Consider the following 19,404-nt stretch of genomic DNA (forward strand, 5'->3'; position numbering starts at 1 on the left):
CTTGTACGTACTAGTTGTACTGACAAGCAGACAAAGGCCACCGGCCTGATGACCGACGGCGTCGGAGCGCACTAGCCATGACCGGAACCCCCTCCCACCCGACATCCACCGAACTGCCCGCGGACACCAAGGGCCCGCACTCCCGACGGCTCGGGCTGGTCGCCGTCATCGTGACCTTCGGCGGGCTGCTGTTCGGCTATGACACCGGCGTCGTCAACGGCGCCCTCGACCCGCTCACCGACGACCTCGGTCTCACCGCGTTCACCGAGGGAATCGTGGTCAGCAACCTGGTCTTCGGGGCCGCCTTCGGCGCCATGATCGGCGGGGTGCTGTCCGACCGGCACGGCCGCCGCCACAACATTCTGCTGCTGTCCCTGGTGTTCATGATCGGCACCCTGGGCTGTGTGCTGTCGCCGAGCTGGCAGGTGCTCGCCCTCTTCCGCTTCGTCCTCGGCCTCGCCGTGGGCGGCGCCTCGGCGACGGTCCCGGTCTATCTGGCCGAGATCGCCCCGGTCGAACGCCGCGGCTCCATCGTCACCCGCAACGAGGTGATGATCGTGACCGGCCAGTTCGCCGCGTTCGTCATCAACGCGTTCATCTTCAACCTCTGGGGCGAGACCGACGGCATCTGGCGGCTGATGCTCCTGGTCGCCATCCTCCCGGCGATCGGGCTGTTCCTCGGCATGCTGCGGCTGCCGGAGAGCCCGCGCTGGCTGGTCTCCCAGGGCCGTGACGAGGAGGCGCTGGCGGTGCTGTCCCAGGTGCGCACCCCCGAGCGGGCCCAGGCGGAGATGGCCGAGGTCCACCGGCTCGCCGAGGAGGAGCGGATCGCCAAGACCGCGGGCCGGGTGGACCTCGGGGTGCGCTGGGTGCGGCTGCTCATCCTGATCGGCGCGGGCCTCGGCATCTGCCAGCAGTTCACCGGCATCAACTCCGTCATGTACTACGGCACGCAGCTGCTCGGCGACGCCGGGTTCTCGGGGAACTCCGCCATCATCGCCAACACCCTCAACGGCGCCTTCAGCGTCATCGGCATCGCGGTGGGCGTATCGGTCATCAACAAGCTCAAGCGGCGCACCATGCTGCTCGGCGGGTTCGCCCTGACCACCACGTTCCACCTGCTGGTCGGGCTCTCCGCGATGCTGCTGCCCGAGGGCGGGGCGAAGGCGTGGTTCATCCTGGTGTTCGTCGTGCTCTTCGTCTTCTCCATGCAGGCCACCATCGGTCCGCTGGTGTGGCTGATCCTCTCCGAGATGTTCCCGCTGAAGATCCGCAGCCTGGCCATCGGGATCAGCATCTTCGTGCTGTGGATGGCGAACGCCCTGGTAGCCCTCGGCTTCCCGCCCGTCGTGAAGGCGCTGGGGATCTCGAACACCTTCCTCGCCTTCGCCGCCTTCGGCGTGCTGGCCATCGCCTTCATCGCGACCTGTGTACCCGAGACCAAGGGCCGCTCGCTGGAAGAGCTGGAGGACGACTTCCGTGCCCGCTACTCCTGATCCGATCCGGTCCGGCAGATTCCTGACCCGGTCCGCTCCGGTAGATGACCCGATCCGCTCCGGAAGAAGGGCTCCCGCACCATGACCGTCATCACCGCCGTCGCCGAGGGCCGCGAGGGAGACCACGCGCTGGCCGCGGGAATCGCCGAGGCCCGGCTGCTGGGCACCGATCTGGTACTGGTCAACTTGCGTCTGTCGTCGCTGGACCGCTCCGGGGTGCCCGGGGACCCGGAGACCACGGTCGTCGAGCGCAGCGGTCCGGGTGACCGCGACCCCGTGGACGCCGTGCTGGACGAGATCGGGGCCAGGCCCGGCGTCGACCGGCTGGTCATCGGCCTCCGTCGGCGCTCGCCGGTGGGGAAGGCGCTGCTGGGGAGTGTGAGCCAGCGGCTGCTGCTGGAGAGCCCGGTGCCCGTCGTGGCGGTCAAGCCCCCGGCCTGACCGCGTGGTCAAACCCTCCGATCCGGCGTACGTCGTCAGGCGCCCGGCGTGACCCCCGTGGTCACATCCCCGGCCTGGACGCGAACGTCGAGTCCCGCACCACCAGTTCCGGCTGCAGCACGATCCGCCGGTGCTGGTGGATGTCCGCCTCGTCGCCCGTCTCCTCGATCAGCAGCTCGGCCGCCGTACGCCCCATCCGGAACGCGGGCTGGCGCACCGACGTCAGCGGTACGGCAGCCGCCGCCGCGAACTCGATGTCGTCGTACCCCACCAGCGCCACCTCCGCCGGCACCGACACCCCGGCCGCGAAGAGTGCCTGCAGCACCCCCAGCGCCAGCAGGTCATTGGCGCAGAACACCGCCGTCGGCCGGGGTGAGATGCCGAGCAGCCGGGCGCCCGCGTCGCGGCCCGAGGCCACGTCCAACCGCTCGGCCTCGATGTGCACCACCGCCTCCTCCGCCAGCCCCTCCTCCGCGAACGCGCCGAGCAGCCCGGTGCGCCGGTCCTGGCACTGCGGGAGCACCATCGGGCCGCTGACGTAGACCGCGGAGCGGTGCCCCTGGGCGATCAGATGGCGCCCGGCGAGCGCACCGCCCTCGATGTCGTCGACCGACACCGAGCAGCCGTCGGCGCTGGGCACCTCGCGGTCCACGAAGACGAACGGGATGTCATGGCGCCGGAAACCCTCCAGGTTGCCGCCGGTGACATCGGCCGGGGTGACGAGCACTCCGCGCACCCGGTGCTCGGCGAAGAGCCCGAGGTAGTCGGCCTCCTCCTCCGGGCTCTGCGCACTGTTGCACACCATCACCCCAAGGCCCACCTCCCGCGCCGCGCGCTCGGCACCGCTCGCCACGTCCACGAAGAACGGGTTCGCCATGTCCAGCACCAGCAGCGAGATGATCCGGCTGCGCCCCGCACGCAGCTGCCGCGCCGACTCCTGGCGTACGTAGCCCAGGCGCTCGATCACGGCCTGTACCCGGTCGCGGGTGGCCTCGGCGACCATCTCGGGCCGGTTGATCACGTTCGAGACGGTGCCGACCGACACTCCCGCCTGCCGCGCGACGTCCTTGATCCCCACCATGCGTCCCACGACCCGGGCCTCCGCCTTCCCGCGACCCACCGCGGTCGCGGGAACATCGTAGTGCGCTGTTCGGCGGGCCGGGCGGGACCGGGCCGCCGCATGGGCACTGGGACCGACGCGGGGTGGCGGACCCCCGCTCAGCCCCGGGCGCGTACCAGGCTCGAACCGCGGACCACGAGCTCGGGCTGGAGGACGATCCGCTGGTGGCGGTGGTCCCCGGCCCGCTCTCCCGTCTCCTCGATCAGCAACTCGGCCGCCGTACGACCCATCCGGAACGCGGGCTGGCGCACCGACGTCAGCGGTACGGCAGCCGCCGCCGCGAACTCGATGTCGTCGTACCCCACCAGCGCCACCTCCCCCGGCACCGACACCCCGGCCCCGTACAGCGCCTGCAGCACCCCCAGCGCCAGCAGGTCATTGGCGCAGAACACCGCCGTCGGGCGCGGGGACATGCCCAGCAGCCGGGCGCCCGCGTCCCGGCCGCAGTTCACATCCAGCCGGTCCACCTCGACGTGGCGCAGCGCGGACTCACCGAGCCCCCGCTCGCGCAGGGCGCGCAACACGCCCTCGCGGCGGTCGCGGCACTGGGCCAGCCGCATCGGCCCGCTCACATAGGCGACGCCGCGATGGCCCAGGCCCAGCAGGTGGCGGGCGGCGAGCTCACCGCCGGTGACGTCGTCGACCGACACCGAACACCCCTCGGCGCTGGGCAGCACCCGGTCCACCAGGACGAACGGGATGGGCTGCCGCCGGAAGGAGGCGAGGTTGCGCCCGGTCATATCGGCCGGGGTCATCAGCACCCCGCGCACCCGCTGCTCGGCGAAGAGCCCGAGGTAGTCGGCCTCCTCCTCCGGGCTCTGCGCACTGTTGCACACCATCACCCCAAGGCCCGCCTCCCGCGCCGCGCGCTCCGCGCCGCGCGCCACGTCCACGAAGAACGGGTTCGCCATGTCCAGCACCAGCAGCGAGATGATCCGGCTGCGCCCCGCACGCAGCTGCCGCGCCGACTCCTGGCGTACGTAGCCCAGGCGTTGGATGGTGGACAGCACCCGGGCCCGGGTCTCCTCGGACACCGAGTCCGGGCGGTTGATGACGTTGGAGACCGTGCCGACCGAGACCCCGGCCTGGCGCGCCACCTCCTTGATGCCCACGCCGTGAGTCCTCAAGCGGCGACTTCCACCAGGTCCAGGCCGGTGAGATCGGCCAGTGCCCGCAGTTGGGGCAGCAGCGATCCGGTGGCGAGCGCCCAGTGGTGGCCGACGCCACTGGCGCTCCAGGCGTCCGTCCACTCACCGGGGTCGACCCCGAAGTCCACGCGCGACGTGGTGTTGCCGATCCGCAGCAGGGGTCCGCCCACCACCTCGCCCTCGGCGGCCACCAGCCGGTAGCGGCCGTCCCGGGTCTGGCCGAGGCCGACGAGGGTCACCGGGCCGTGCCGCACGTCGAATTCGACCGACACGCCCCAGCCGCGCTTGCCGTGGTACACGCCGAGGCCGCGCAGCAGGGGCCGGCGCTCGCTGATCGCGAGGTGGCCGGGTCCGTCATGGCCCATCTCCACCACGCCGTCGCGGAAGTTGAGGGCCTGGAGTTCCGTGAAGGAACCGCCCGCGCCGAGCCGGTCACAGATCAGCATGGCCAGCGAGGTGCGCAGCTCGTATTCGCCGGCCGCGGGGACGCCGCGGGCGGTGAGCAGCGAGGCACCGAGGATCATGCCCGCGCCGAGCTTCTCGTGGATCTCACCGCCGAGTCCGCGGTGGTAGTAGGCGAGCGAGTCGAGGTCGAAGTCGGCGACGAGGCGGTCGAGGCCGACGGAGACCCGTGCGGCCCAGGCCAGGTCCTCGGGGACGACGGAGTCGGCCAGCTCGAAGACCTCGCGGGTCTCCGCCAGTTTGGCCTCCACCTCGTCGTCCCCGGCCTTGTCGACCCGGGTCCGCAGATCGTCGAACTCCAGCACCTCGACATGGCCGCCGAGGCTGGCGGGGACCATGGTGAGGTCGGTGGAGACGTCGTACATTCCCGGGTAGAGGTGGCCCATCAGCCCGTGCCGGCCCTCCCGCAGCACGGACCGCACGCCGGCGGCCCGGATCCACTGCCCGATCCGGGCCCAGGCACGCTCGTCCTCCAGGTAGCCGGAGACGGAGCGGAACGGGATCCCGGTCCGCTCGAAGGCATTGGCCATCTCGGGCAGCGGGCAGGCACCGCAGTAGGCGAGCCAGGCACCGGTGTCGAAGGACTCGTGGTCCATGGACTCGGTGGGCTGGAGGTTGATCAGCAGCACCGGGGCACCGCCGCGCCGGGCGATGGGCACCAGCATGGTGGCGGTCATGTAGGTGGTGAGGAAGCCGACGATGAGATCACAGTCGGCGGCGCGCAGCTTCCCGGCGGCCACGGAGCCCTCCTCGGCGTCCGAGATGAAGCCCACGTCGACGACATCGGCGTCGAACATCCGCATCCGTTCGGCCACCCGGGCGGCCGAGTGCCGCAACTGAGGCAGCAGCTCCGGGAATTGGGGCCAGTACGCGCCGAGTCCGCCCGCGACGAGTCCGATCCGTGGCTTCCGGGAGACAGCGGGAATGCGTGCGCTCATACCGTTCCGTTCCTTTGGCATCAGGAGGGGAGCCTGAAGTCGATGACGTGCAGGGCCGAGGGGGTGGTGCCGCTCGACTTCCGCTGGTACATGAACGACAGCACACCGTCCTGGGCGAGGCGGGTGTCGTCCACGACGACCTCGCCGAAGGCGTCCAGCCCGCTGCCGTCGAAGAGGGTCTTCCAGTCGGTGTATCCGGACGCGCTGGAGGCGGCGACGATGCGGCCGTACGGCATGACGGCATAGGCGTTGTCGTATCTGTCGAAGGCCAGATGGGTGCGCTGGCTGGAGTTGAGCGCTTCCGGGATCTCGGTCTTCCGCCAGGTGCCCGCGGCGTTCTCGAAGAGGTGGAAGGTGCGGCCGCTCCTGGTGCGGTCGGCCACGTAGTCGGTGGTGCACTGGCCGAAGCGGCCGGGGACGTAGCTGATGAGGGCGTGCGGGCGCCCGGCGGAGTCGGTGGCCTGGCTCTCCTGGTTCATCAGCGAGTGGTCGGGGTTCAGCGGGTCGACGACCGTGCCGGGGTCGCTCACGGTCACCTGGTCGGCGCCGCCGGTGGTGCCGACGACCGTGCCCGCCGCGTTGCGCCAGGTGCGGCCGCGGTCGGAGCTGTGGACGTAGCCGGTGTCGTGGTTGGTGAGGCCACCGGCGTCGCACATCACCGCGTTGTTCTGCTCGCGCCAGGTGTAGAAGGCGTGCAGGCGGCCGTCCGGGCCGTAGTCGATGCCGTGCAGATACATGTTGCGGGCGGTGCTGGAGCCGTGCCCGCTGGTGTACGTACCGGTGGACGCGGACCACTCGCCGAGGTTGGTCCACTTGGTGCCGTCGTACTCGGCCAGCGCGTTGCGGCCGTTCCCGGAGACACCGGCCCGGTAGCTGAGCTGAAGGCGGCCCTCCGGGGTCGCCACGAACTGCGGGTAGGTGAACTGGGAGGTGAGCGCGAGCCCGTCCAGAGTGGTCTGCACGGCGCCGAACCGCGTGCTGTCCCAGGGGTGTCCCGCGGGGTCGTCCACCAGCCCGGCCACCGACTTCACGTAGAAGAAGCCGCTGCTGTGCGAGTCCATGTTGAGGTGCAGCCGGCCGTCGACGCGTGAGACCCCCATGGAGATCACGTTGTGCGAGTCGTCTGCGGTGAGCTTGTGCGGCAGCCGCACGGTCTGCCAGGCCGTCTGGTTCAGCGCACGGCGCCCGATGACGGCGGTGCGGTCACCGGTGTACCAGGCGGCGTACTGGTAGCCCCGGTACGTCAGCAGCCCGTTCTTCTGGAACGCGTTGTTGTTGACCAGGCCGTTGTACGACTCGAAGTAGACGGCCCGGGAATCGAGCCGGGTGTCGGCGATCTCGCTGACCGCAGGGGCGGGGGCGCTCGGGGCCACGGCGGTCGCGCTCTCGGCGGGGACGGCGGCGGGGACGGCAGCGGTGAGCAGTGCGGTGGCCAGCACCGCGGCGGCCAGTGGTCTCATGTCCGGCTGTCTCCTAGGTGTCTTGGGCGAGGTGGAACACTTCGGTGAGCGGCTTCATGGCCTCATCCGGCGTGGCGCCGTCGAGCGCTTCGAAGAAGCCGGCCATCTCCGCCTGCCACCGCGCGTTGACCTCGGTGGCCGCCATCGCGGCCTGGGCCGCCGCGAAGTCCTCGGTCTCCAGATAGCCGACGAGCAGCCCGTCCTCGCGCAGGAAGAGCGAGTAGTTGTGCCAGCCGGCCGCGGAGAGCGCCGCCCGCATCTCGGGCCACACGGCTTCGTGCCGCTCCCGGTACTCGGCCAGCCGATCCTGGCGGACCTTCAGCACGAAGCACACTCGGGGCATCACGGACCGCCTCAGAAGTGGTACTTGTCGATGTTGGACTTGTCGAAGACGGTGGGCGGGCCGAGGATGACCTCGCCGTCCTTGCCGACCGTGTACTCGCCCAGCTTCCCGGCCTTGAACTTCTCCCCCTCGGCCCCGGTGATCTGCCCGGAGGCGAGCGCCGCCGCGGCGTACGAGCCGAGGTAGCCGAGCTTCTTGGGGTCCCAGAGCGCGAACTGCTCGACGGTGCCGTCCTTGACGTACTTGCGCATCTGGTTGGGCGTGCCGAGGCCGTTCAGCACCACCTTGCCCTGGTACGAGGAGCCGCTGACGTAGCGGGCGGCAGCGGCGATGCCGACCGTGGTGGGCGAGATGATGCCCTTGAGCTTGGGATACGCCTTGAGCAGGCCCTGGGTCTCCTGGAAGGACTTCTGGTCGTCGTCGTCCCCGTACACCGTCTTGACCAGCTTCATGTTCTTGTAGGCGGGCTTCTTCAGCTCGTCCTTCATGAAGCGGATCCAGGTGTTCTGGTTGGTGGCGTTCTGGGTGGCCGAGAGGATCGCGATCTGGCCCTTGTAGTCGAGCTGTTTGGCGAGGTGCTGGACCTGGCTGCGGCCGATCTCCTCGGAGCTGGCCTGGTTGATGAAGAGCTGGCGGCAGGCCGGGGCGCTGTCGGAGTCGTACGCCACCACCTTGATGTCCTTCTTCATCGCCTGCTTGAGCGGGCCGCACACCGCGTTGGGGTCGTTGGCCGCGATCAGGATGGCGTCCTGGCGCTGCTGGACGAGGGTGTTGATGTACGACACCTGGGAGGAGGCGCTGGCGTCGGACGGGCCGACCTCCTTGCCCTTGCCGTCGAACTCCCCGGCCGCCGTGATCCCCGCCTCGTCGACGATCTTCTCGTAGGGGTTGTTGATCTGCTTGGGCAGGAAGGCCAGCTTGAGGCCCTTCTTCAGGGGGGCGTCGGGGTCGGCCTTGGCATCGCTCTTCGCGGCGCCACCGTTGTCGTCGTCGTTCTTGGTGGTGCCGCCGCAGCCGGTCAGGGCCACGGCCAGGGCACAGACCACTGCGGCGGCGGTGGCGGCGCGGCGGCGCCCGGGGGAGCTCATCATGAGAGGACCTTTCGCGGTGCGTGGGGTGCGTGAGGTGCGTGGGGTCGTGTGGTGCGTGCGGTCATGGGGTGCGTGGATCAGCTGGTCGAGGCGGCGGCGCGCCGGTGACGCCAGGCGCTCACGGTGGTGATCAGACGGGGGGTGAGGACGGAGGCCACCAGCAGCAGTCCGGTGACGATCACCTGGACCTCGTTGGCCACGTCATTGAGGGTCAGCAGGTTCTTCAGGACGCCGATGAGCAGCACTCCGGCGACGGCGCCGAACAGCGTGCCCTTGCCGCCGTCGAAGTCGACCCCGCCCAGCAGGACGGAGGCGATGACGAGCATTTCGAAGCCCTGGCCGTTGTCGGCCCGCGCGCTGCCGTACCGCAGGGTGAACACGACCCCCGCGAACGCCGAGACCAGCCCGCTGACCACGAACAGCAGCAGCTTGACGCGTTTGACGCGGATGCCCGCGAAGTACGCGGCGTCCTCCTGGGCGCCGATGGCGAACAGCGACCGGCCCACGCCCGTGGCGTGCAGCACCACGGCGGCGACGACGGCCAGCACGATGAACAGCGCCACCGGATAGCTGAGGAAGGTGCCGGGCACGGTGGTGGTGTCCACGGCCCACTTGGCGTACGTCTCGGGGAAGTCGGTGATGGCGTTGGAGCCGAGCACCACCGACGCGAGACCCCGGTAGAGCGCGAGCGTCCCGATGGTGACGGCCAGCGAGGGCAGCCCGACCCGGGTGACCAGCCAGCCGTTGAGCAGCCCGCCGACCACCCCGACCAGCAGCACGATCGGCACGATGGTCTCGAACGCCCAGCCCGCGTCCCACAGTTGGCCGGTGAGCGCGCTGGACAGGCCGAGCATCGAGGCCACCGACAGATCCACCTGCCCGGCCACCACCAGCAGTGTCATCGGCAGCGCCATCAGCGCCACCTCGACGATGTCATTGAAGGCGAAGGCGAGGTTGTCGCGGCTGCCGAAGCCGTCCGTGGTGCCGAGTCCGGTGAGGAAGACGGCCACCAGCAGCACTCCGACGGCGGTGTCCCACCTGAGCTTCATCGGGCACTCCTCTTCATCGTGCGCTCCTCTTCCTCAGCGCGCGGGTCATGCGCACCCGTACGATCCGGTCCACGCTGATGGCCGCCAGCAGCAGCGCACCCGTGATGGCGTCCTCCCAGAAGGAGTCGACCTTCAGCACGGCCAGGGCGCTGCCGATGGTGGTGAGCAGCAGCGCGCCCAGCGCCGCGCCCCACACCGTGCCGGTGCCGCCGACGATGGCCACGCCACCGACCACCACCGCGCTGACCACGGTGAGTTCCCAGCCGTGGGCGTTGTCGGCGACGACGGTGCCGAAGCGGGCCAGCCACAGCGCTCCCGCGAAGCCCGAGACGGCGCCGGAGAACACATACGCGGTCAGCACCCGCCGTCGGATCGGCACCCCGGCCAGCCGGGCGGCCTCCGGGCTGGAGCCGATGGCGTACAGCTCACGGCCCGCGCGATAGGTGCGCAGGACATACGCGGTCCCGGCGAGCACCACGAAGGCGATCAGCGGGAGGTACGGGATGCCCAGCACGCTGCCGCTGCCGAGGTCCAGCACGGGCTGCGGCACATCGGCGGCGTTGATCTGCTCCCCCTGCGCCCACCAGTAGTCGACGCCCTGGATGATGTAGAGCATTCCGAGGGTCACCACCAGCGCGGGCACCCGTCCGAAGCTCACCAGCGCACCGCTGACGATGCCGCAGCCCGCGCCGACGAGGAGGCCGAGGGCCAGGACCGTCAGCGCCCCGTGGTCGGTGCCGGAGACGAACTTGCCGCAGGCGAAGGCGGACAGGCCCACCACGGAGCCGACCGACAGGTCGATGTTGCGGGTGATGACCACGACCGACTGCCCGACCGCGAGCAGCACCAGGATGGCGGCGTTGAGCAACAGGTCCTTGATGCCCTGGCCGTCGAGGAAGCGCGGTTCCGCGATCCAGGTGAACAGCACCAGCAGCGCGAGTGCCCCGGCGATGCTGATCTCGCGGGCGCGGAAGACGGCGTCGACGAGCGAGCGGGCCGAGCGCGGCGAGCGGACCGTCTCCGGTGCGGCGGCGGGCTGTTCGGGCTTCTCGGGTTTCTCGATGGTCACGCTCACGTGCGGGTCCCTTCTGCGGTGGCGCCGGTGGACCCGGTGGTGCCGGTGGACCCGGTCGCGCCCGTGGGCCCGGTCGCTGCGGGGTCGCCAGCGGGCCCGGCCCCGGCGGCCTCACCGGTGTGCTCGGCGGCCCCGGAGGGCCCGGTCGCGCCAGTGGGCCCGGTGGCGCCCGCGTCACCGGTGGCATCGGTGTGCCCGCTCGCTGCCGCGTCACCGGTGGCGCCGGTGGGCCCGGTGGCTGCGGGGTCGCCAGCGGGCCCGGGCGCGCCGGTGTCACCAGCGACACCAGCACCACCGGTGGCACCATCGGCGCCTCCGGCGCCATCCGTGAGTCCCGTAGCGGCGGCCATCACGGACTCCTCGGTCGCCGCGTCACGCGGAATCTCGGCCACCAACCGGCCCTCGTGCATCACCAGGACCCGGTCGGCCATGCCCAGCACCTCGGGCAGATCGGAGGAGACCATCAGCACCGCCAGCCCCTCGGCGGCCAGCGACGACAGCAGCCGGTGCACCTCGGCCTTGGTGCCCACGTCGATCCCGCGCGTGGGCTCGTCCACGATCAGCACCGTGGGCTCGGTCGCCAGCCACTTGGCGAGCACGACCTTCTGCTGATTGCCGCCGGAGAGCATCCCGACGTGATCGGCGAGGCTGCCGTACTTCAGCTGCAGCCGGACCGCCCAGTCGGCCGCCCGGCCGCGCTCCAGCGCCCGTTTCACCAGGCCCGCGCGGCCCAGCCGGTCCAGGCCGGTCAGCCCGATGTTGCGCTCGATGGACATCTCCATCACCAGCCCCCGCTGGCGCCGGTCCTCGGGGACGAGCGCGAGACCCGCGTCCATAGCGGCGGTCGGCGAACCGGGCCGCAGCACCACCCCGCCGACCCGCACCTCGCCCGCGTCCGCCCGGTCCACGCCGAACACGGCCTGGGCGACCTCGGTGCGCCCGGCGCCGACCAGCCCGGCGAGCGCGACGATCTCACCGCGCCGCACCTCGAAGGAGACGTCCCGGAAGACGCCCTCGCGGGTCAGCCGGTGCACCGACAGCACGGTCTCGCCGACCCGGCTGTCCTGCTTGGGGTAGAGCTCGGCCAGGTCCCGGCCGACCATGCGGCGGACCAGGGCGTCCTGGGTGAACCCGGCCAGCGGCTCGGAGGCCACCCACCGGCCGTCCCGCAGGACGGTGACCCGCTGGCAGAGCTCGAAGATCTCCTCCAGGCGGTGGGAGATGAACAGCACGGCGGCGCCCTCGGCGCGCAGCGTCTCGACCACCGAGAAGAGCCGGGCGGTCTCGCTCCCGGTGAGCGCCGCCGTCGGCTCGTCCATGATCAGCACCCGGGCGTCGAAGGAGAGCGCCTTGGCGATCTCGACGATCTGCTGGTCGGCGATGGACAGACCCCTGGCCGGCCGGTCCGGGTCGAGTTCGACGCCGAGCCGCGCCATCAGGGCGGCGGTGGCGATCCGTACGGCCTTGTGGTCGATCCGGCCGAGGGCCCGGCGCGGCTGACGGCCCATGAAGATGTTCTCGGCGATGGACAGATCGGGGAAGAGCGTCGGCTCCTGGTAGATGACGGCGATGCCGGTGTCACGGGCGTCGGCGGGGCCGTGGAAGACCACCGGCCCGCCGTCCAGCAGCACCCGGCCGGAGTCGGGCCGGTGCACCCCGGCGAGGGTCTTGATGAGCGTCGACTTGCCCGCCCCGTTCTCACCGGCCAGGGCATGGGCCTCACCGGCGAAGAGCTCGAGCGAGACGTCCCGGAGGGCCCGTACGGCGCCGAAGGATTTGTTCACCCCCTCGAGGGCGAGGACCGGCACACCGGTCGAAGCAGACTGGCTCACGGAGTCTCCTGACGCGTACGCAGGGGCAATAAATGAAATGTTTCAATGCCGGATTCCGGGAAGCTAGCCGCGCCCCATGCGGTCGTCAAGGGGGTGTGCACGGGATATGCCCACATCGGTGCAGCCCCCTTGACGGGCCCCGAGCCCCGGCCCTACGGTCCAGGCGCCTTGGGTTGAATCGTTTTCATCGATCGTTCCCATCCAGCCGTTACGGGAGGACGCCCGTGATCAGCAGACGCCATCTGCTCGCCACCACCGCTGTCAGCGCCGCCACCGGTACGGCCCTCACGGGTCTGCCGGCCCTCGCCCCGTCCGCCGCCGCCGAGGACCGCTCCGCCGCCGCCGAGGACGGCCCGGGCGCGGGGCTGCGGGTCCGGAGCACCACGGTGGAGTACGCGCCCCATCCGCTCGGCCTCGACACCGCCCGTCCCCGGCTGAGCTGGATCCTCGACTCGGACGCCCGGGACCAGCTCCAGAGCGCGTACCACATCCGCGTCGCCACCTCCCCCGACCGGCTCGGCGAAGCGGACGTCTGGGACAGCGGCAAGACCGCGTCGCGCCAGTCGGTCCTGGTCCCCTACGACGGCCCGGCGCTGCGCCCGCGCACCCGCTACCACTGGTCGGTGCGGGTCTGGGACGGCCACGGCCGCCCCTCCCCGTGGTCCGCCCCCGCCTGGTGGGAGACCGGGCTGTTGAACTCCGGCCAGTGGCAGGCCCGTTGGGTCGCCGCGCCCGTCGCGCTGACCGCGCCCCCGTCCCTGGAGGGCGCCTCCTGGATCTGGTTCCCCGAGGGGGATCCGGCCACCGAGGCCCCGGCGGCCACCCGGTGGTTCCGTACCTCCGTGCACGCCCCGGGCCCCGTCCGGCGCGCCCGGCTGGTGGTGGCGGCCGACGACGGCTTCACCGCCCGGGTGAACGGCACCGAGGTCGCCGCCCGCGAGGCCGTGGGCGTCCTCAAGGCATGGAGCCATCCGGCCACCGTCGACGTCACCGAATTCCTCGACGGGGGCGCCGCCACCCTCGCCATCGCGGCCACCAACGCCGAGCAGAGCCCGGCCGGACTGCTCGCCACCCTGGAGCTCACCACCGAGGACGGCACCACCCACCACCACACGGACGCCACCTGGCGCACCACCGCCACCGAACCCGCCGCCACCTGGGCGGACCCGGACTTCGACGACAGCGGCTGGGCCACCGCCAAGGAGCTGGCGGCCTGGGGCAGTGGCCCCTGGGGCGACGTGTCCCCGCTCCAGGCCCCCGCCCAGCTGCGCCGCACCTTCCGGCTCACCAAGCCCGTGGCGCGCGCCCGGCTCTACGCCACCGCCCTGGGCCTCTACGAGGCCCACCTCAACGGCGTCCGCGTGGGCCGTGACCAGCTGGCGCCCGGCTGGACCGACTACCGCAAGCGCGTGGCGTACCAGACCCACGACGTCACCGACGCCCTGCGCCGAGGGGCGAACGCCCTCGGGGTGACCCTCGCCCCCGGCTGGTACGCCGGAAACATCGCCTGGTTCGGCCAGACCCAGTACGGCGACCACCCCGCGCTGCTCGCCCAGCTGGAGGTCACGTACACCGACGGCAGCACCGAGCGCATCACCACCGACCAGCAGTGGCGCGCGGCCACCGGCCCGCTGCGCACCGCCGACCCGCTGATGGGCGAGGAGTACGACGCCCGCGCGGAGACCCCGGGCTGGACCTCACCGGGCTTCGACGACACCGGCTGGCAGCCCGCCGTCACGGCCACCGACATCACCGCCGAGGTGGTGGCCCAGACCGACGCCCCGACCCGGGTGGAACGCGAGATCAAGCCGGTTGAGGTCACCGAGCCCGCCCCCGGTGTCCACCTCTTCGACCTGGGCCAGAACATGGTCGGCAGCGTCCGCCTCAGCGTCTCCGGCCCGGCCGGTCATAAGATCCGGATCCGCCACGCCGAGGTACTGAACCCGGACGGCACCGCCTACACGGCCAATCTGCGCACCGCCCGCCCCGTCGACACCTACACCCTCAAGGGCGGTGGCCGGGAGACCTACGAGCCGCGCTTCACCTTCCACGGCTTCCGCTATGTCGAGGTCACGGGCTACCCCGGAAAGCCATCCCCCGACGCGGTCACCGGCCGGGTGATGCACACCGACGCCCCCTTCACGCTGTCGTTCCACACCGACTCGGCGATGCTCAACCAGCTGCACTCCAACATCACTTGGGGGCTGCGCGGCAACTTCCTGTCCATTCCCACCGACACCCCGGCACGGGACGAACGGCTCGGCTGGACCGGCGACATCAACGTGTTCTCCAGCACCGCCGCCTACACCCTGGAGTCCGCCCGCTTCCTCACCAAGTGGCTCCAGGACCTGCGCGACGGCCAGACCGACGAGGGCTCCTTCCCGGATGTGGCGCCGCACCTCGGCGATGTCGGCAACGGCGTGGCGGGCTGGGGCGACGCGGGGGTGACCGTGCCCTGGAACCTCTACCAGGCGTACGGCGACACCCGGGTGCTGCGCGAGAACTGGCCCGCCATGCGCCGCTGGATCAGCTACCTGGAGCGGCACAGCACCGATCTGCTGCGGCCCGCCGAGGGCTACGGCGACTGGCTCAGCATCGAGGCGGACACCCCCAAGGACGTCATCGCCACCGCCTACTTCGCCCACGCCACCGATCTCGTCGCCCGCACCGCACACGTCCTGGGCGAGGACCCGGCCCCGTACGAGGACCTGCTGACCCGCGTCAAGGCTGCCTTCAACCGCGCGTATGTCTCCGCCGACGGCAGGATCAAGGGCGACACCCAGACCGCGTACGTCCTGGCCCTCTCCATGGACCTGCTCCCCGGCGACCTGCGGACGCCCGCCGCCGGTCGGCTCGTCGCCCTCATCAAGGACCGCGATTGGCATCTGTCCACCGGCTTCCTCGGCACCCCCCGGCTGCTTCCGACGCTCACCGAGACCGGTCACACCGATGTCGCGTACCGCCTGCTCCACCAGCGCACGTTCCCCTCCTGGGGGTATCAGATCGACCGGGGCGCGACCACGATGTGGGAGCGCTGGGACTCGATCAAGCCGGACGGGAGCTTCCAGGACGTCGGGATGAACTCGTTCAACCACTACGCCTATGGCTCGGTCGGCGAGTGGATGTACCAGAACATCACCGGGATCGCTCCCGCCGCCCCCGGCTTCCGCGAGATCGTCGTCCGGCCCCGCCCAGGTGGCGAGGTGCGCTCCGCCGAGGGCCGCTACGAATCCCTCTACGGTCCGGTCACCACCCGGTGGTCGCGGGGCAAGGGCAGCGGCGGGGACTTCACCCTTACGGTGTCCATCCCCGTCAACACCACGGCCCAGATCTGGGTTCCGGCGCGCCGCGCGGCGGATGTGACCGCCCACGGCGCCCGGCTGCTGCGCATGGCGGACGGCTGTGCGGTGTTCGCCGTGGGGTCGGGGACCCACCACTTCTTGACGCGTGGCGGACCGCGCGGCTAGGTTTCTTGAATCGTTTCATGAAGGAGATTCATGTCTGACGTTCCAGCCGTGAAGGCGGCCCTCAAGAGCCAGGCGGTCGAGACGCCGTCATGGGCGTACGGCAACTCCGGAACCCGCTTCAAGGTCTTCGCCCAGCCCGGCGTCCCGCGCTCCCCCCAGGAGAAGCTGGACGACGCCGCCCAGGTGCACGCCGTCACCGGGGTCGCCCCCACGGTCGCCCTGCACATCCCCTGGGACCGGGTCGAGGACTACGGGGCGCTCGCCAAGTACGCGGAGGAACGCGGTCTGAAGCTGGGCGCCATCAACTCCAACGTCTTCCAGGACGACGACTACAAGCTGGGCTCGGTCACCCACCCCGACCCGGCGGTCCGCCGCAAGGCGCTTACCCACCTCCTGGAGTGCGTCGACATCATGGACGCCACGGGCTCCCGGGACCTCAAGCTGTGGTTCTCCGACGGCACCAACTACCCCGGGCAGGACGACATCGCGGCCCGCCAGGACCGCCTCGGCGAGGCGCTGGGCGCGGTCTACCAGCGCCTCGGTGAGGACCAGCGGATGCTGCTGGAGTACAAGTTCTTCGAGCCCGCCTTCTACGCCACGGACGTCCCGGACTGGGGCACCGCCTACGCCCACTGCCTCAAGCTGGGCCCCAAGGCCCAGGTCTGCGTGGACACCGGCCACCACGCGCCCGGCACCAACATCGAGTTCATCGTCGCGCTGCTGCTGCGCGAGAAGAAGCTCGGCGCCTTCGACTTCAACTCCCGCTTCTACGCCGACGACGACCTGATGGTCGGCGCCGCCGACCCCTTCCAGCTCTTCCGGATCATGTACGAGGTGGTCCGGGGCGGCGGGCTGACCTCGGGGGTCGCCTTCATGCTCGACCAGTGCCACAACATCGAGCCCAAGATCCCGGCGATCATCCGCTCCGTGATGAACGTCCAGGAGGCCACGGCCAAGGCCCTCCTGGTCGACCGCGACGCCCTCGCCACGGCCCAGCGCGAGGGCGATGTGCTCGGCGCCAACGCGGTGCTGATGGACGCGTACAACACCGACGTACGGCCGCTGCTGGCCGAGGTCCGCGAGGAGTTGGGCATCGGCCCGGATCCGATGGCGGCGTACCGGGGCTCGGGGTGGGCGGAGCGGATCGTGGCGGAGCGGGTGGGGGGAGAGCAGGCGGGGTGGGGCGCGTAACGCCTGACGACGGGCCTTCCCCAACCCGCCCCTCCCCGAACCCGGGCCCATCGCCCCTAGGGCGCGGCCCTATCCGAGGCGCCCCGCTCACCGAAACCCACCGCGAAAGCACGCAGAGGACGACATGACCGCAGAAACGCATCCCGAGGCGGGCGCGCTGTTGGAGCGCAGCCATCGCCTCGGGGCCGACCCTCGTAACACCAACTACGCGGGGGGAAACACCTCCGCCAAGGGCGTCGCGACCGATCCGGTCACGGGCCAGGACGTCGAGCTGATGTGGGTCAAGGGCTCGGGGGGCGATCTGGGTACCCTGGCTCGCTCCGGGCTGGCCGCGCTGCGGCTGGACCGGCTTCGGGCACTCACCGGTGTGTATCCCGGGGTGGAGCGCGAGGACGAGATGGTGGCGGCGTTCGACTACTGCCTGCACGGCAAGGGCGGGGCCGCGCCCTCCATCGACACCGCCATGCACGGCCTGGTGGACGCCGCCCATGTGGACCACCTCCACCCCGACTCCGGTATCGCGCTCGCCTGCGCGGCCGACGGTGAGGCGCTGACCAAGGAGTGTTTCGGCAACCAGGTCGTCTGGGTGCCCTGGCGCCGTCCCGGCTTTCAGCTGGGCCTGGACATCGCCGCCGTCAAGAAGGCCAATCCGCAGGCCATAGGCTGCGTCCTCGGCGGCCACGGCATCACCGCCTGGGGCGACACCTCCGACGCGTGCGAGGCGAACTCGCTCCGCATCATCCGTACCGCAGAGGAATTCCTCACCGCACGTGGCAAGGCGGATCCGTTCGGCCCCGTCCTGCACCCCTCCCTTCCCGAGTCCGAACGCCGGGCCCGTGCGGCGGTCCTGGCCCCCGTGGTGCGCGGCCTTTTGTCCACCGACCGTCCGCAGGTGGGCCACTTCACGGACAGCGACACCGTCCTGGACTTCCTCTCCCGCACCGAACACCCCCGACTGGCGGCCCTCGGCACCTCCTGCCCGGACCACTTCCTCCGTACGAAGGTCCGCCCGCTGGTCCTGGACCTCCCCCCGGACGCGCCCCTCGACGCGGCGATCGAACGCTTGAGGGAACTCCACGCCGCGTACCGCACCGACTACGCGGCCTACTACGAACGCCACGCCGCCGACTCCCCGCCCATGCGCGGCGCGGATCCCGCCATCGTGCTGATCCCCGGGGTCGGGATGTTCAGCTACGGCAAGGACAAGCAAACGGCCCGCGTGGCGGGCGAGTTCTACGTCAACGCCATCAACGTCATGCGCGGCGCCGAAGCCGTCTCCACCTACTCCCCCATCGAGGAGTCGGAGAAGTTCCGCATCGAGTACTGGGCGCTCGAAGAGGCCAAGCTCCGGCGCATGCCCAAGCCCAGGCCGCTCGCCACCCGCATCGCCCTGGTGACCGGCGCGGGCTCGGGCATCGGCAGGGCGATCGCCCACCGCCTCGTGGCCGAGGGCGCGTGCGTGGTGGTGGCGGACCTCAACGCCGGATCGGCGGCTGAAGTGGCCACCGAACTGGGCGGCCCGGACAAGGCGATCGCCGTCACAGCGGACGTCACCGAGGAAGACGACATCAAGGCGGCCTTCACCGAAGCGGTCCTGGCCTTCGGCGGCGTGGACATTCTCATCAACAACGCGGGGATCAGCATCTCCAAGCCCCTGCTCGAAACGACCACCGCCGACTGGGACCTCCAGCACAACATCATGGCGCGAGGCAGCTTCCTCGCCTCCCGCGAGGCAGCAAGGACCTTCATCGCCCAGAACATGGGCGGCGACATCGTGTACATCACGTCCAAGAACGCCGTGTTCGCGGGCCCGAACAACATCGCGTACTCCGCGACCAAGGCCGACCAGGCCCACCAAGTCCGTCTTCTAGCCGCAGAGTTGGGCGAGCACGGCATCCGCGTCAACGGGGTGAACCCCGATGGCGTCGTCCAGGGCTCCGGCATCTTCGCGGGCGGCTGGGGCGCACAGCGCGCGGCCGTGTACGGCGTCCCCGAGGAGAAGCTGGGCGAGTTCTACGCCCAGCGCACCCTGCTCAAGCGCGAAGTGCTCCCCTCCCACGTGGCGAACGCCGTCTTCGCCCTCGTCGGCGGCGACCTCACCCACACCACGGGGCTGCACATCCCGGTCGACGCGGGCGTCGCGGCGGCGTTCCTGCGCTGACACGCACGCGAGGGGGACGGGGTCGGAGGGGTGGGGTCCTGGACAGTTACGTGTATTTGTGGCGCCAGTCTCCGGCCCACCCAGGCCCCCGGCCAATGGCACCGTAAATATACGGTCCAGGGCCCCGCCC

General features: G+C 70.9%; 14 protein-coding genes. 5 read left to right on the top strand and 9 right to left on the bottom strand.

Features of this window, described 5'->3' with window-relative positions; genetic code table 11:
* The first annotated feature begins 77 nt into the window (after positions 1-77).
* Together VT50_RS07750 and VT50_RS07755 are read left to right on the top strand one after the other, a co-directional pair.
* Positions 78-1,496 carry a sugar porter family MFS transporter gene (locus VT50_RS07750; protein ID WP_046088608.1) on the top strand — a complete coding sequence of 473 codons (1,419 nt, stop codon included), beginning with the start codon at positions 78-80 and terminating at the stop codon, positions 1,494-1,496.
* An 81-nt stretch (positions 1,497-1,577) separates the two neighbouring features.
* The gene (locus tag VT50_RS07755) at positions 1,578-1,937 is read left to right on the top strand and encodes a universal stress protein (protein ID WP_046088609.1); all 360 of its coding nucleotides are present in this window, start codon (positions 1,578-1,580) and stop codon (positions 1,935-1,937) included.
* 61 nt (positions 1,938-1,998) lie between these two features.
* On the opposite strand, the gene VT50_RS07760 is transcribed toward VT50_RS07755, so the two are convergent.
* The 9 genes from VT50_RS07760 to VT50_RS07800 all read right to left on the bottom strand — a co-directional run bounded on the left by VT50_RS07760 (position 1,999) and on the right by VT50_RS07800 (position 12,455).
* Positions 1,999-3,018, bottom strand: coding sequence for a LacI family DNA-binding transcriptional regulator (locus tag VT50_RS07760; protein WP_046088610.1), 1,020 nt, complete (start codon positions 3,016-3,018; stop codon positions 1,999-2,001).
* Between the two features lie 137 nt (positions 3,019-3,155).
* Positions 3,156-4,169 (bottom strand): LacI family DNA-binding transcriptional regulator, encoded by a 1,014-nt coding sequence (locus VT50_RS07765; RefSeq protein ID WP_046088611.1) that lies wholly within the window; start codon positions 4,167-4,169, stop codon positions 3,156-3,158.
* Positions 4,170-4,180: 11 nt separating this feature from the next.
* Complete coding sequence (locus tag VT50_RS07770; RefSeq protein WP_046088612.1) at positions 4,181-5,605, bottom strand: L-fucose/L-arabinose isomerase family protein; 1,425 nt, start codon at positions 5,603-5,605, stop codon at positions 4,181-4,183.
* Positions 5,606-5,625: 20 nt separating this feature from the next.
* Positions 5,626-7,065: a BNR repeat-containing protein gene (locus VT50_RS07775; RefSeq protein WP_046088613.1), complete on the bottom strand. Its 1,440-nt coding sequence runs from the start codon at positions 7,063-7,065 to the stop codon at positions 5,626-5,628.
* Between the two features lie 13 nt (positions 7,066-7,078).
* A complete protein-coding gene (locus VT50_RS07780) occupies positions 7,079-7,408 on the bottom strand; it encodes an L-rhamnose mutarotase (RefSeq protein WP_046088614.1) in 330 nt (109 codons plus the stop codon).
* 11 nt (positions 7,409-7,419) lie between these two features.
* Positions 7,420-8,496 (bottom strand): rhamnose ABC transporter substrate-binding protein, encoded by a 1,077-nt coding sequence (gene rhaS, locus VT50_RS07785; RefSeq protein ID WP_046088623.1) that lies wholly within the window; start codon positions 8,494-8,496, stop codon positions 7,420-7,422.
* A gap of 80 nt (positions 8,497-8,576) precedes the next feature.
* A complete protein-coding gene (locus VT50_RS07790) occupies positions 8,577-9,548 on the bottom strand; it encodes an ABC transporter permease (RefSeq protein WP_046088615.1) in 972 nt (323 codons plus the stop codon).
* A gap of 13 nt (positions 9,549-9,561) precedes the next feature.
* Positions 9,562-10,623, bottom strand: a complete 1,062-nt coding sequence (locus tag VT50_RS07795; protein ID WP_046088616.1) for an ABC transporter permease — start codon at positions 10,621-10,623, stop codon at positions 9,562-9,564.
* Positions 10,620-12,455 (bottom strand): ATP-binding cassette domain-containing protein, encoded by a 1,836-nt coding sequence (locus VT50_RS07800; RefSeq protein WP_420822172.1) that lies wholly within the window; start codon positions 12,453-12,455, stop codon positions 10,620-10,622. The genes VT50_RS07795 and VT50_RS07800 overlap by 4 nt, the downstream gene beginning before the upstream one ends.
* 224 nt (positions 12,456-12,679) lie before the next feature.
* Between VT50_RS07800 and VT50_RS07805 the strand changes: the two genes are divergently transcribed.
* From VT50_RS07805 to VT50_RS07815, 3 genes are all read left to right on the top strand, one after another.
* The gene (locus VT50_RS07805; protein WP_046088617.1) at positions 12,680-15,922 is read left to right on the top strand and encodes an alpha-L-rhamnosidase; all 3,243 of its coding nucleotides are present in this window, start codon (positions 12,680-12,682) and stop codon (positions 15,920-15,922) included.
* A 30-nt stretch (positions 15,923-15,952) separates the two neighbouring features.
* Positions 15,953-17,113 (top strand): L-rhamnose isomerase, encoded by a 1,161-nt coding sequence (gene rhaI / locus VT50_RS07810; protein ID WP_046088618.1) that lies wholly within the window; start codon positions 15,953-15,955, stop codon positions 17,111-17,113.
* Positions 17,114-17,237: 124 nt separating this feature from the next.
* On the top strand, positions 17,238-19,274 hold the full coding sequence (locus VT50_RS07815; protein WP_079343784.1) for a bifunctional rhamnulose-1-phosphate aldolase/short-chain dehydrogenase: 2,037 nt from the start codon (positions 17,238-17,240) through the stop codon (positions 19,272-19,274).
* Positions 19,275-19,404: the final 130 nt, after the last annotated feature.

This window comes from Streptomyces antioxidans (assembly GCF_000968685.2).
Classification (GTDB): Bacteria; Actinomycetota; Actinomycetes; order Streptomycetales; family Streptomycetaceae; genus Streptomyces; species Streptomyces antioxidans.

What these genes read in the sequence shown, in the direction of transcription:
- VT50_RS07760 (WP_046088610.1), bottom strand. Translation starts at nt 3,018, where the DNA reads ATGGTGGGGATCAAGGACGTCGCGCGGCAGGCGGGAGTGTCGGTCGGC.
- VT50_RS07780 (WP_046088614.1), bottom strand. Translation starts at nt 7,408, where the DNA reads ATGCCCCGAGTGTGCTTCGTGCTGAAGGTCCGCCAGGATCGGCTGGCC.
- rhaI (WP_046088618.1), top strand. Translation starts at nt 15,953, where the DNA reads ATGTCTGACGTTCCAGCCGTGAAGGCGGCCCTCAAGAGCCAGGCGGTC.
- VT50_RS07790 (WP_046088615.1), bottom strand. Translation starts at nt 9,548, where the DNA reads ATGAAGCTCAGGTGGGACACCGCCGTCGGAGTGCTGCTGGTGGCCGTC.
- VT50_RS07750 (WP_046088608.1), top strand. Translation starts at nt 78, where the DNA reads ATGACCGGAACCCCCTCCCACCCGACATCCACCGAACTGCCCGCGGAC.
- VT50_RS07815 (WP_079343784.1), top strand. Translation starts at nt 17,238, where the DNA reads ATGACCGCAGAAACGCATCCCGAGGCGGGCGCGCTGTTGGAGCGCAGC.
- VT50_RS07755 (WP_046088609.1), top strand. Translation starts at nt 1,578, where the DNA reads ATGACCGTCATCACCGCCGTCGCCGAGGGCCGCGAGGGAGACCACGCG.
- VT50_RS07775 (WP_046088613.1), bottom strand. Translation starts at nt 7,065, where the DNA reads ATGAGACCACTGGCCGCCGCGGTGCTGGCCACCGCACTGCTCACCGCT.
- rhaS (WP_046088623.1), bottom strand. Translation starts at nt 8,496, where the DNA reads ATGAGCTCCCCCGGGCGCCGCCGCGCCGCCACCGCCGCCGCAGTGGTC.
- VT50_RS07770 (WP_046088612.1), bottom strand. Translation starts at nt 5,605, where the DNA reads ATGAGCGCACGCATTCCCGCTGTCTCCCGGAAGCCACGGATCGGACTC.